Source organism: Paraniabella ginsengisoli, from assembly GCF_022513635.1.
GTDB lineage: Bacteria > Bacteroidota > Bacteroidia > Chitinophagales > Chitinophagaceae > Niabella > Niabella ginsengisoli.
Genome location: NZ_JAKWBL010000002.1, coordinates 79772 through 92691 on the forward strand (window position 1 = coordinate 79772; position 12920 = coordinate 92691).

Genomic DNA, 12920 nt, shown 5'->3' on the forward strand with positions numbered 1-12920 from the left:
ATGATATTTACCTGGCTGCTTTTTTCTGCTGTAGAAATAATTCGATAGTACCGCCTGAACTACCCCAAATAACCTGTGGAGGAAATTGCTCCTCAACATAGTTTAGTTTTTTTAACTCTGTACTTATCTGCTGCAATTTTTCTTTGTTATAAGTGGCGCCGTTCTTTATATCAAGAAATTGCTGCAGGTACTCGTTACTGATTTTGGCATTACCTGTTATTTTAATGCTATCAATATGGTAAAGTGGGCCTGGTTTCACGTTTATTCTGCCTGATACCTCATTGCCATTTATTTGGATGCTATCCAGATAAATGTTAGCAAAAGGGTATCCGTTATTTTCCATGTAATTCAGCATTCGTTGCTGAAGTGTAAGTACCTGGTTAGGATCATATTGCTTTTGGGCAAAACTATTTTCTGTCCAACCGATTTTGTCAAGCCAACTGCGCGAGGCTTCATTCACATGTATTGCAGCCCATTTATAGATTTCGCCAAAGAATATATGAACTGTAGCCGATGTAGAATCGATACGTGTTGAGTCAATGGAGGCTGTGATATATCCTTTGGCATGTAAAAGCGGAACTAACTGATCTATATATATAAGGCAATCATCTCTGTTTACAAATTCCTTTTGTGGGGCGATATTATTAGCGAATACACTGTCCTTGTCTACTGCAACAATATTCAAATAATAATTGTTTTGAGCTTTTATAAGCAACATATTCAAAAGCAAAATTGCTGTAAGCAGGTATCGTATCTTTGCAGGTTTCAACGAGGTAAAAGTAAGTTGAAAAGTTGAAAGGTTGAAAAGTTGGCAGGGTATAAAAAATACATACTTGTTAAGCTATAAACATGTAAACTTATCAATTTTAAAAAGACATGAGCGGCGTTTATATACATATTCCATTTTGCAAGCAGGCTTGCAACTATTGCAATTTTCATTTTGCTACTTCTTTGGCTAAGAAGCAGGTCGTTCTTGATGCCATCAATAAAGAGATATTCTTAACTGCATCTGGAAATAGTGAGCCAATTAATACCATTTATTTTGGAGGCGGAACTCCAAGCCTTTTGTCGGTGTCAGAGATATCGACTATTCTAAAAACGATCCGATCTTTTTACACGATCAATACAAATGCTGAAATAACGCTGGAAGCAAATCCTGATGATATTTCTGTTGAAAAATTGGAAAGCTGGAAAGCCGCTGGTATCAACCGTTTGAGCATGGGCGTGCAATCTTTTTTGAAGAAGATTTGAAGTGGATGAATCGGGCTCATAATGCCGCTCAGGCTAAACAATCACTGCAAATGGCTTTGCAATATTTTAAAAATATTACAATTGACCTGATTTATGGCACACCAGGACTGACCAATGAGAAATGGAAACGAAACGTAGAAACAGCTATAACCCTTAACGTACCGCATTTATCCTGTTATGCTTTGACGGTAGAGCCTCAAACGCCGTTGGATAAATTGATCCGGAATCATAAAAAGAAGATGTGAAACCGGAAGTTCAGTCGGAGCAGTTTTTATTATTAATGGACTGGTTAAAAGTTGCGGGATATGAGCATTACGAAATCTCCAACTTTGCGAAACCAGGTTTTAGAAGCAGGCATAATTCCTCGTATTGGCAAGGCAAGCGCTACATCGGTATCGGGCCTTCGGCACATTCATATAACGGAAAGGAGCGGAAGTGGAATATTGCCAATAACCAAAAATATATTGACGCGATCAATAAAAATGAGCTTCCGGTTGAAAAGGAAGCGTTAACGCCTGTTCAGCGGCTGAATGAATTTATTATGATTTCGCTGCGAACGATTGAAGGTATTGAACTACAAAATTTGAGTGATGCAGAAGAAAAAGCTTTGATGAAAGCGGCGCAAAAATATATTCTGCAAAATCTTTTAATACACGAGGGTGATGTATTGCGATTATCGAATGAAGGGAAACTTTATGCCGATGGTATTGCGGCAGATTTGTTTTTTGATGAACAATAATCGGAACGATAAACCGATCCGCCAGCTGGCGGAAATATCGATGCCATATGTTCTAAAGCTGGTTAAACCAAAACCTTTTCAATCGCTTCAAATCCTTTAGCAGGAGGTGTTTTATCCCAAAGTATTTTATAAATAGTATCTGCAATCGGCATTTCGGCCTTTATTTTTTTGTTGATATTATAAATACATTTTGCGGCATTATAACCTTCCGCTACCATGTTCAATTCTAGTTTTGCCGCTTGTACAGAATAACCCTTTCCAATCATGTTGCCAAAAGTCCGGTTACGGCTATATAATGAATAACAGGTTACCAGCAAATCTCCTAAATACACGGAAGCCGCGTAGTTAGAGGCTTTGGCGCCGGTGCTGGGTTCTGTTTCATGTTCACCCACGGTTATATGTGCTGCTCCGAACATTCTTAAAAAAGCCGCCATTTCATCTGCACAATTAGCAATGTAAACGCTTTGAAAGTTGTCTCCGTAGTCAAGTCCGTGTGCAATACCTGCTCCCAATGCATAAATATTTTTAAGAACAGCAGCATATTGAACGCCTAATATATCATCGTTAACAACTGTATTAATGGCAGGCGATGCGAAGTAGGAAGCTATCTTTTTTGTGAATGCGACATCTATTCCGGAGAATGTTAAGTAGGACAATTTTTCTGCAGCAACTTCTTCAGCATGGCAAGGCCCTAACACAGCGAAATAGTTGGTTAACGGAAATTCAAAATATTTTGCCAGATAATCATTCAGCAAAACATTTTCCTTTGGTAAAATGCCTTTTACGGCCGAAAGGATTTTTTTATTTTTCAGATCTTCTTTATCCAGAACAGAAAAGGTTTCTGTTGTAAAAGCAGACGGAACGGCAACGATCAATACATTGGCTGCTGATACTATTTTTTTAAGATCCGAATCTATTTTTAGAAGCTTAGTCTTTAAAATAGCTGATGTTAGATAATGTGGGTTGTGTGACCTGCTTTTAATGTAAGACGCTGATGCATCGTTCCTTACCCACCAATGTACCTTGTTGCCATTGTCGGTAAGGATTTTAACCAATGCTGTAGCCCAGCTACCACTGCCTATTACACCAAATTTTATTGCCATTATTGTCTGAACCTGGATTTATATGATTATTTTGATTGATGAGAATATGAGTATGAACTATGTTGTGTTAACTTATAGTAAGTGGCTGTCAGGCTGAGCTTGCCGAAGCCCGTTACAAATGCCCTTCGGTAAGTTCGGAGAGACGATAATCTACTGTTGTAATATAAAAAGGAAGAAATACTATTTCCATAAAAATCTATTTAATCCAATAAATCATAGTTCAGATTTTCTTAAAACTATAAAAACTGTTAGCCTGCTGCGTGGATGTAACTACCAGATCGTTGATGCATACATGTGCAGGTAAACCCGCGCAATAATAAATGATATCTGCTACATCTTCTGCCACTAAAGGTTTCAGGCCTTCATAAACCTTAGCTGCCTTATCTGCATCACCTTTAAATCTCACGTTTGAAAATTCTGTATTTGCAGCTCCCGGATGAATAGCGGTTACTTTAATATTATACTTTAACAAATCAATGCGCATGGCTTCGCTTAGTGCACCCACAGCATGTTTGGTGGCACAATACATATTGCCTTGTGCATACACTTCTTTTCCCGATATAGATCCAATATTAAAAATATGTCCACTGCCGGCGTCGATCATAAATGGAAGCACTGCTTTGGTAACATATGCAAGCCCTTTTACGTTTGTATCGATCATCGCATCCCAATCATCAATACTGGCTTCTTCAAAGTTATCTCTTCCTAGAGCAAGTCCGGCATTGTTGATCAGTATATCAATTTTTTGCCATTCTTTAGGTAGGGCATTAATATTTGTTGTAACAATATTTTTATTCCTTACATCAAAATTTAATGCAAGTACCCTAGCCTCATGCTTGCTGCGTAGGTCCTCAGACAATTGATGCAGCTTGTCTTTTCTGCGTCCGGTAATAATTAAATCGTAGTTGTTGGCAGCAAACTTCCTTGCACAGGCTTCGCCAAAGCCTGAGGTGGCACCTGTAATTAAAACTATTTTATCCATTAACTTAAAATTAAGATGCTAAATATCGGATAAAAAATCTTCAATCGCTTTGTTAGCTTCTGCCGGTTCTTCAATCATTCCAAGGTGTCCTGAGTTTTTTAAAATATGTATTGTTGAAATCGATGGGAATGAAGCTTGCTCAATGGTTTTGTCCAGCGGTATAATTTCGTCCTGTTCGCCATAAATAAATAGAACGGGAACTTTAGCATTCTTCAAAACATCAGTTCTGTCGGTTCTGGCCATCATCGCTTCGTAATAATCAATAACCGCCTCTTTACTCATTTCCGGCAGGTTACCCATGAAGCGGTTGTATAATGTTTCGTTTTCTTTTTTCGTCGTTTCGGCAAACATTTTCGGAGCCGTCGTTTCTAAAAATGCGTTGGCACCATGTTTTTGTGTAAACTCAATGCCTTTTTTTCTTGTCGATTTTTTCTCGTCATTATCTGCACCAGCAGTTGAGTGAAACAAGCCAATGCCAGTTAAAAGTTCCGGATACTTTTCTGCAAAAGCTAATGTAGCGTAACCTCCCATGCTGTGGCCTATAACTGCCGCCTGTTCTACTTCTTCATTTTCTATAATTTCTTTTATAAGGTTAGCAACACCCTCCATGCTAACATCGTTTGTAAGCTCCGATACGCCAATGCCGGGCAGGTCAGGCGCTATAATAAAGTAATGATCCTTTAAGTATTCTATCTGTTCGCTCCAGGCAGTGCTATCTACGCCAAAACCATGTAACAAAACAACGGCTTTACCATCACCAGCTGTTATATAACTGATAACTTTTCCTTCAACAGTGGTAGTTTTTCTTTCCATATATTATTTTTTATGAAGCCAGCACCAGTACTACTTTGATCGGTCTTGCGTCGCACTCTTTATTTGTGGTACATTGCTCAACATTAAGATGCGGCAACCTTTTTCTTTGTAAATACTTTTATAATTACTAACAACAATAATGCCGCAGCAGCAACACTAAGTAATTTTGAAATCCAGTCTCCGTATTTAGTATAGAATGTATCAGTAATATACGCAGGAACAGTTTGTTTTAAAGCGCCGTCTACATCCCAAGGTAATTGCTGAATAATATTTCCATAAGGATCAATAAAGCAACTAATACCTGTATTAGCGCTTCGTGCTACCCATTTGCGGCTTTCGATAGCACGCAATCTTGCATAGTTCATGTGTTGTTTATAACCTTGCGTATTGCCCCACCAGCCATCGTTGGTAATAATGCAAATAAGGTTTGAACCTTTACGATTAAAGTCAGCAAGATAGTCGCTATAAATACTCTCGTAGCAAATAGCTGGTGTAATATTGTAGCTATTATTGTATGTGAAGAATAAATGAGCCGCAGTATCTTTTGCGTAACCACCACCAGTACCGCCGAACTTCTCAAATACGGGAGCCATAAAACCCAGAAAAGCTGGCAATACTTCAACTCCAGGTACTAACTTGGATTTATGATATATCTGCACATGGCTGCTGTCAATCATAATTGCGCTGTTATACATTTCGTAAAAAGAGCTGCCATCGCGCAAAGGTTTTGCAAACCGGCTTACTTTAGTGCCAAATTGTTGGTATCCTTCAAGCCCCGTCAGTAAATTGATTTGAGGATTATCTTTCAAAAACTGCCATAAAGGAGCAAGTGCAAAATCCTTTTTTATTTTAGTTTCATCAGTTTGGAAAGGGATAGCTGTTTCAGGCCATACTACCAGCGCCGTATTTTCATCAATTTTACTTTGAGAAAGTGAGATTAATTGATGTAGTTGCGCTTCCTGTGTTCCTGCTTCAAATTTTTCTCCCCAGGGATCAATATTAGGCTGAACCACTACCACATTGTATTTATTATGGAGTAGTGTTAAATTATTTTTTACAAAAAAAGAAAACAGAATGGGAGCAAAAAGTAATACGATCCATGCAATTGCGTTTTTGAAGTAACGCAACGTGCGGCCTTCAGCACGATAAAGCTGTAGCACATGAAATACCAAAACATTGCTTAATAATACCCACAGGCTTCCGCCGGAAGTGCCGGTGTATTCGTACCACTGAACCCAACCTGGGTGCGTGGCAAATACATTGCCCAGCGTAAGCCAGGGCCAGCTTAAATCCCAGTTGTGATGAAGGTACTCAAAAGCGATCCAGTAAACAACGATCGATACTGTTCCGGCAAAACCTTTAATGTATTTTTTGGTTAGAGCGTATAGCAGCCAAGGCAGGCACATGATCAAACTATTTGCAAAAATGCGCTGATACCGCCGGTAAAACTGGCTTTCGCCACCCACCAGGTAGTGAACACATTCCAAAGTACCATGTGTATGTACGTATAACCTAAAAGCCTTTTCCAGCTGGAAGTTCGCTCAACTATGTATAGCAATGGTAGCCATCCAACAAATATAAGAAGTGTAAGTGGAGACGTTGGCCACGCCGCCCATAATAGTATGGCGCCTAATACCGAAAGGAGTAAGTTTTTTTGCGTTGATTGCATGCCGTAAAACTAAGGCAATTTCATAATGTAATTCACCAGCAAATGATAATTACGTAGTTGCCGCATGTGCGGTTCTTCTTTCACCAATTTGCTGCCTCCACATGGCATAATAAAGTCCTTTATTTTCAATCAATGCTTCGTGGCTTCCTGTTTCGGCTACTTCACCGCGTTCCAAAACATAAATACGGTCGGCATGCATAATGGTACTAAGCCTATGCGCGATAAGCACTGTTATCTGGCTTCCTTTAGAGGACACTTCACGTATTGTTTTAGTAATTTGTTCTTCTGTAATCGAATCTAATGCAGAAGTGGCTTCATCAAAAATCAATAAATGTGGATCACGCAGTAAAGCACGGGCAATAGCTATGCGTTGTTTTTCGCCGCCACTTAGCTTTAAGCCTCCTTCGCCAAGCATGGTATCAATGCCATTTTCGGCTCTTTGCAATAATCCTGTACAACTTGATTTTTGCAATGCGGATTGTAATTCATCTTCGGTTGCGGTAGGATTAACAAACAATAAATTTTCCTTTATTGTGCCAGCAAACAACTGTGTATCCTGTGTTACAAAACCAATTTGTCTGCGTAGTTCGTCAAAGTCAATTTCATCACCTTCAATACCATCGTAATAAATGGCTCCTTCTTTTGGCCTGTACAAGCCAACAAGCAACTTTACCAATGTGCTTTTTCCTGAACCGCTGGGCCCCACAAATGCAATCGTTTCTCCTTTTTTACATCGAAAGAAATATTGTCCAATGCTTTAAAATGTGCTGTCTGATGCTGAAACGAAACGTTTCGGAATTCCAATTCTTCCAGTATACCGAATGATTTTGGGTGTAAAGGTTTGGGTTCAATTTTCTTCAACATCAGATTATGGAAATTTTGTAAAGAAGCCTCTGCTTCACGATAAGAGAGGATAACATTGCCTATTTCCTGCATCGGGCCAAACAGGAAGAAGCCATAGAACGAAAGCGAAAGATATTGGCCTGGCGTAATTTCATCCTTAAAGATCAGCCACAGCAGCGTAAATGCAATAACTTGCTGCAAAAAATTTACTAAAGTGCCTTGTATAAAACTTAAAGAGCGGATGCTTTTCACCTTCTTTAATTCCAGTTTCAGTATTTTGAAAGTGTTATTATTTAACCTCGTTACTTCCTGACCTGTAAGCCCCAGGCTTTTTACAATTTCAATATTGCGCAGGCTTTCAGTAGTAGTGCCGGCTAAGGATGTTGTTTCTTTTACAATGTTTTTTTGAATTGCTTTTATTTTTTTGCTTAATAAGCTCGTGACTAAAGCTATAAAAAGTATACCCAATGTATAAACAGGCATGATGCTCCAATGTAATCTGAAAGCATATATTGAAACGAATACGATACTGACAATGATTACAAAAAAGACATTCACAAAGCTGCTAATAAATTTTTCTGTGTCAGTACGAACTTTAGTCAGAATGGATAAGGTTTCTCCGCTTCGCTGGTCTTCAAAATCCTGATAGGGGAGGCGCATGGAATGTTTCAGCCCATCGGTAAAAATGGTAGCACCGAATTTTTGGATCACAACATTTACGAAGTAGTCCTGGAAAGCTTTTGCGATGCGGCTTACCATAGCGGTGCCAATCAAAAGCATCAGATAGTATAATAATCCACGATGTTGTCCGCTCCCAAAAATGTACTGGTTTTCGCTGCGGGGTTGTGTTTGTGCTTTGTCAAAATAATGCGGATGGTTGGCAAACAGATCGAGCAATTGCCCGCTGATCATCGGAGCAAATAATGAAAAGACCTGATTTACTGCCGCCAAAAACAAGGCAAAGGCAACCAGCCATTTATAAGGTTTCAGATAGTGTAAGAGTATGCGCATGAGATAGTTTCAAAAATTATTGCGAATATCTAACAAATAGCTGGTAACAAAGTTTATGATGCTTTGAATTTATGATGCCTCATAACCGGGACGATAAAACGAGCGGGCAACGACGATGCCATATATTGAAAAGCTGACTAAAAGAATAATATTCTTAAACGTCATTTTGTGACTATATAATTCTTGTTAAAGTGATATTGATCGGTATGGATTTTAGGAAATCAAGTCGTTAACATAATTACTCTACTACTGTAATTCCACTTGCAAAGCTTGTAAAATTAGTCGTTAACAATATTTGTTTGCCATTTTTCCAATAACAGGCTCTCGTCGAAAACCCATTTGCCTCAATACCTGCGACAAAAAAATCATTATTTTTTGTAAGTACAAAATCATTTGCTTGAGAGTAGAAGTTAACAAGGTCTGGGTTGGTAATGGCAGAAGGTAGCCGAACTTCTATATCATTTTTCCAATAGGTAGCCATACTGTTTTGTTTTCCTACTATATAAATATCTGAATCATATTTTTTATTCGTTGGAGACTATTGTCGTTGGCTTGCATGTTTATGATATCGATTTTAATACCATTTTTCCAATAATTTACATAACCAATTATATGGACATCTTGTCCGTTAACTGCTATCCCATTTGCAATACCCGAAGAAATTTCTTCAGGGAAGACATTGTATGGTATCCCATTTTTCCAGTAAGTAACACTTTGAAATATCGAATTTCCACTTTGGTAGTCTGTGCCCGATAAATAAACATCATTGTCCAAAACGGCAATTCCCGCTATTATGCATGGGGCCTTTGATTCCGAAATTTGATATGGTGTTCCATTTTTCCAATAATATGGAATGCCGCCATCTATAGATATTGTATTTCCTGCTATATACATATCATTACCTGAAGAGATTATTTGATTGAGTATTGCTCCCTCAGGATAAACTGGAATAGAAATGCCGTTTTTCCAAAGTCTGGCAGAACCATCCTCTTCGCCAATAATATAAATATCTTTCCAAATAGCGGTAATCCCTTTTGCAGTTGCATTTTTTTGCCATCAGTAAGTGGAACAAGTTCTCCGTTTTTCCAGTAAACAGCAACTTTTTTATTTAGATTATTTACTTTGTATCCGGCAACATATACGTCCCCAGTGTGTGGGGTTATATTTTCAGTACTTTTTTGCAGCTCGTTATAACTAGGCTAAAGGCCAAAAAAGAAGTTAGTAGTCGCAGCATATTTAGAATTTCTATATAAAGTCAAAAATATGTGTTTATAGTTAAATCAACTCGCCCAGCCTTCTCTGTCCAAACTTCTGTATTGAATAGCTTCTGCGAGGTATTCGGGTTTTATGTTTTCTGATCCTTCTAAATCGGCAATCGTTCGCGATACTTTTAAGATACGGTCGTAGGCGCGGGCGGAAAGATTTAGTTTTTCCATGGCGCCTTTCAGCAACATTTGCCCCACGTTATCAATTAGGCAAATCTCTTTCAACATTTTGCTGCTTATTTGTGCATTGGCATAAATGCCCGGATGATTTTTATATCGTTCGGCTTGTAATTCTCTTGCTTTGATCACTTTCTCGCGGATGCTTTCTGAATTTTGTTCTTTGCGGATATTCGACAGCTCACTGAACGGTACGGGTGTTACTTCCACATGCAGATCGATCCTGTCGAGCAATGGTCCGGAAATTTTATTCAAATATTTCTGAACAGCGCCAGGCGGACAGGTGCATTCCCGTTCAGGATGATTATAAAATCCGCATGGACAGGGGTTCATCGACGCAATCAACATAAAACTGGCTGGAAAATCCAACGCCACTTTTGCACGGGAAATGGTTACACGCCTTTCTTCCATGGGCTGGCGCATTACTTCCAGAACGGTTCGTTTAAATTCTGGAAGTTCATCTAAAAACAGAACGCCGTTATGTGCCAGGGAAATTTCACCTGGTTGAGGGATACCTCCTCCACCCACCAGGGCCACATCTGAAATTGTATGATGTGGCGAACGAAAAGGGCGTTTAGAGATTAAAGTTGCATTTTCAGGAAGTTTTCCTGCAACAGAATGTATTTTAGTTGTTTCTAAGGCTTCCTGCAAAGTTAGCGGTGGTAATATCGTTGGTAATCGTTTTGCCAGCATCGTTTTCCCCGCCCCGGGAGGACCTATCAATATGGCGTTATGGCCACCGGCTGCCGCTATTTCTAAAGCCCGTTTTATATTTTCCTGTCCTTTTACATCAGCAAAATCAATTTCGAAATCGTATTGAGAGTGGAAGAATTCTTCGCGTGTATTGATTACTGTAGGGTCAATGCCTTTCTCATCATTCTCGAAAAAATCAATAACTTCTTTAATATGAGTTACACCGTAAACGTTGAGGTTGTTTACCATTCCTGCTTCGCGAGCGTTAGCTTGTGGAACAATCAATCCTTTAAATTCCTGTTTACGCGCTTGAATAGCTATAGGAAGCGAACCTTTAATAGGACGGATCTCACCATCAAGGCTTAGTTCTCCCATGATCACATATTTAGAAAGAGCCTCAATATTTTCTATTTGTTCAGATGCTGCTAAAATGCCAATGCCAATCGGGAGATCAAATGCGGTTCCACTTTTTTAATATCAGCCGGTGCCAGATTTACCACTACTTTAGTACGCGGCATATCGAAGCCATTTGTTTTAAAAGTACTTTCAACGCGTTGCAGACTTTCTTTTACGGCATTATCGGGTAGGCCAACAATGGATGGATCTTTGCCGCTTGTCATCCAGTTCACTTCGATGGTAATAGGTATAGCTTCAACGCCATAAACAGCGCTGCCGTTTATCTTCACTAACATAAAATGAAGATAGCAATTAAAAATTGAGATATAAAAAATAGGCTATCCTTGCAACTGTATTGGATGTTTATTTTTTCGCAACAATATCAAGGTTGACTTTTACGTCATCACTCATCGTCATGCTATTGCCGCCTACTCCATAATCACGACGATTTAATGCAAACTCTGCTTTAAAATTGTATCCTCCATCGATCGAGGTTGCTATAAAGTCGAATTGAATATTTTTTGAAACGCCATGCATGGTTAATACAGCTTCCGCGAAATAGATATTATTACCTTTGGATTGAATGCTTGTGGATTTGATCCTAATCGTTGGAAATTTTTCTGCATCAAAAAAATCGTCTTTTTTTAAGTGATTATCTCTTCTGGTATTATCTGTATTGATGGTATTTACATCAACACTTACGTCAAAAACGCTTTTATAAATTCTCTTTGGATTAAAAACAATATTTCCCGTGATGCCTTTTAAAGAACCATCTACATTAATTCCCATATTTTTTATAACAAAATTTATTTTGCTATCAGCGTCTGATGGTTTCAGGCTTTGTGAAAATGAAGCTGAATACAAGGAAAAGAAAAGTGCTATGAAAAGAATTCTTTTAAACATATTGTAAATATTTAGATGTATAATGACTATTTTGTTGGTGAGGAGTTTTATTTATAATAATTACCATACAGACGTTGATACTACCCTCAAAGGAGTCAATGTTACAGAAAGTTTTTAGGTGTTCATCTAATTTTTTAGCAAAATTAAATATTTACAAATAACATTGTAAATAACAAACTTAATATTATTGCCGATTGTTCAAAACATCAACCATACAACATCTGCGTTTTAGGTTTTCTTTGTTTCTGATGCCTGTTTATTGGTTTGCTTTAAGCCAGGCAGAATCGATCAATGGGCTTAAAGCATTATTAATTTTCTGCATTCTTCATCTGCTGGTTTACCCATCCAGTAATGGATATAATTCGTATATGGATAAGGATACGGAAAGTATCGGCGGTATTGAAAAACCGCTTCCGGTTAGTAAAGAGCTGTTTTATATTACCCTTGTGATGGATATTATTGCCATTGCACTATCTTTTTTGTAAACCTTAAAGTTGTCATAGCAATTTTGATTTACATAATCGCATCGAGGTTATACAGTTATAGAGGTGTAAGGCTAAAAAATATCCTGTAGCGGGTTATTTGACCGTTATTATTTGCCAAGGCGCACTGGTTTATTATATAGTAACTCAAAGCGTTGACATGCTGGTGACAATAAAACAAATTTGGTTTCCAGCATTAATAACTTCTTTATTAATTGGTGGAACATATCCACTTACGCAGGTATATCAACACATGCAGGACAAAAAAGATGGCATTATCACGTTGAGTTATAAATTGGGTGTGAAAGGGACTTTTATTTTTTGTGCTACTGTTCTTATTGTTGCACTATTATTGCTTATTATATATTTTTTGAGATCAGATCAGATTGTGGCGCTTCTGATATATGCTATAAGCATGTTGCCAGTAGGCATATATCTGACTACCTGGTTTTTGAAAGTAATAAAGGATATTAAAAATGCTAATTTTAAAAACCTGATGAAGATGAATTATATAGCTTCTATTTGTAGTAGTATAGCATTTATCTGTATTTTTTAATAAACAAATCTGAATAACTTTATTGATGTGTTTGAGC

At 38.1% G+C, this 12920-nt stretch carries 16 protein-coding genes and 1 pseudogene; 5 read left to right on the plus strand and 12 right to left on the minus strand.

Annotation, left to right across the window (positions count from 1 at the left end; genetic code table 11):
- Positions 1–7: 7 nt before the first annotated feature.
- A complete protein-coding gene (locus tag MKP09_RS11505; protein ID WP_240830153.1) occupies positions 8–718 on the minus strand; it encodes a POTRA domain-containing protein in 711 nt (236 codons plus the stop codon).
- Between the two features lie 158 nt (positions 719–876).
- Between MKP09_RS11505 and MKP09_RS11510 the strand changes: the two genes are divergently transcribed.
- Genes MKP09_RS11510 through MKP09_RS27370 form a run of 3 tightly spaced genes read left to right on the plus strand, consistent with a single transcriptional unit; the run spans position 877 to position 1990 of the window.
- A complete protein-coding gene (locus tag MKP09_RS11510) occupies positions 877–1251 on the plus strand; it encodes a radical SAM protein (protein WP_240830154.1) in 375 nt (124 codons plus the stop codon).
- A gap of 5 nt (positions 1252–1256) precedes the next feature.
- Positions 1257–1496: a hypothetical protein gene (locus MKP09_RS11515; RefSeq protein WP_240830155.1), complete on the plus strand. Its 240-nt coding sequence runs from the start codon at positions 1257–1259 to the stop codon at positions 1494–1496.
- The gene (locus MKP09_RS27370; RefSeq protein ID WP_240830156.1) at positions 1493–1990 is read left to right on the plus strand and encodes a hypothetical protein; all 498 of its coding nucleotides are present in this window, start codon (positions 1493–1495) and stop codon (positions 1988–1990) included. The genes MKP09_RS11515 and MKP09_RS27370 overlap by 4 nt, the downstream gene beginning before the upstream one ends.
- 62 nt (positions 1991–2052) lie before the next feature.
- Here MKP09_RS27370 and MKP09_RS11525 read toward each other — a convergent pair whose 3' ends face one another.
- The 11 genes and pseudogenes from MKP09_RS11525 to MKP09_RS11575 form a co-directional block, all read right to left on the minus strand.
- Entirely contained in the window at positions 2053–3093 is a 1041-nt protein-coding gene (locus MKP09_RS11525; RefSeq protein WP_240830157.1) for an NAD(P)H-dependent glycerol-3-phosphate dehydrogenase, read from the minus strand.
- A gap of 220 nt (positions 3094–3313) precedes the next feature.
- A complete protein-coding gene (locus tag MKP09_RS11530; protein WP_240830158.1) occupies positions 3314–4075 on the minus strand; it encodes an SDR family NAD(P)-dependent oxidoreductase in 762 nt (253 codons plus the stop codon).
- Between the two features lie 18 nt (positions 4076–4093).
- Positions 4094–4888 (minus strand): alpha/beta fold hydrolase, encoded by a 795-nt coding sequence (locus MKP09_RS11535; protein ID WP_240830159.1) that lies wholly within the window; start codon positions 4886–4888, stop codon positions 4094–4096.
- A gap of 83 nt (positions 4889–4971) precedes the next feature.
- Positions 4972–6294: an apolipoprotein N-acyltransferase gene (lnt, locus tag MKP09_RS11540; RefSeq protein ID WP_262915331.1), complete on the minus strand. Its 1323-nt coding sequence runs from the start codon at positions 6292–6294 to the stop codon at positions 4972–4974.
- A gap of 2 nt (positions 6295–6296) precedes the next feature.
- Positions 6297–6557, minus strand: a complete 261-nt coding sequence (locus MKP09_RS26035; RefSeq protein ID WP_262915332.1) for a hypothetical protein — start codon at positions 6555–6557, stop codon at positions 6297–6299.
- 49 nt (positions 6558–6606) lie between these two features.
- Positions 6607–7263 carry an ABC transporter ATP-binding protein gene (locus MKP09_RS11545; RefSeq protein WP_240830160.1) on the minus strand — a complete coding sequence of 219 codons (657 nt, stop codon included), beginning with the start codon at positions 7261–7263 and terminating at the stop codon, positions 6607–6609.
- Positions 7227–8411, minus strand: coding sequence for an ABC transporter transmembrane domain-containing protein (locus MKP09_RS11550; RefSeq protein ID WP_240830161.1), 1185 nt, complete (start codon positions 8409–8411; stop codon positions 7227–7229). The genes MKP09_RS11545 and MKP09_RS11550 overlap by 37 nt, the downstream gene beginning before the upstream one ends.
- A gap of 238 nt (positions 8412–8649) precedes the next feature.
- Positions 8650–8892: a hypothetical protein gene (locus tag MKP09_RS11555; RefSeq protein ID WP_240830162.1), complete on the minus strand. Its 243-nt coding sequence runs from the start codon at positions 8890–8892 to the stop codon at positions 8650–8652.
- A 17-nt stretch (positions 8893–8909) separates the two neighbouring features.
- Complete coding sequence (locus MKP09_RS11560; RefSeq protein ID WP_240830163.1) at positions 8910–9305, minus strand: hypothetical protein; 396 nt, start codon at positions 9303–9305, stop codon at positions 8910–8912.
- Positions 9306–9691: 386 nt separating this feature from the next.
- Positions 9692–11238 (minus strand): annotated as a pseudogene (locus MKP09_RS11565) (YifB family Mg chelatase-like AAA ATPase).
- A gap of 67 nt (positions 11239–11305) precedes the next feature.
- Positions 11306–11845, minus strand: coding sequence for a YceI family protein (locus tag MKP09_RS11575; RefSeq protein ID WP_262915333.1), 540 nt, complete (start codon positions 11843–11845; stop codon positions 11306–11308).
- 194 nt (positions 11846–12039) lie between these two features.
- Here MKP09_RS11575 and MKP09_RS11580 point away from each other — a divergent pair, with 194 nt between their 5' ends.
- Positions 12040–12330, plus strand: a complete 291-nt coding sequence (locus MKP09_RS11580; RefSeq protein WP_240830166.1) for a hypothetical protein — start codon at positions 12040–12042, stop codon at positions 12328–12330.
- 157 nt (positions 12331–12487) lie between these two features.
- Positions 12488–12883 (plus strand): hypothetical protein, encoded by a 396-nt coding sequence (locus MKP09_RS11585; protein WP_240830167.1) that lies wholly within the window; start codon positions 12488–12490, stop codon positions 12881–12883.
- Positions 12884–12920 lie beyond the last annotated feature (37 nt).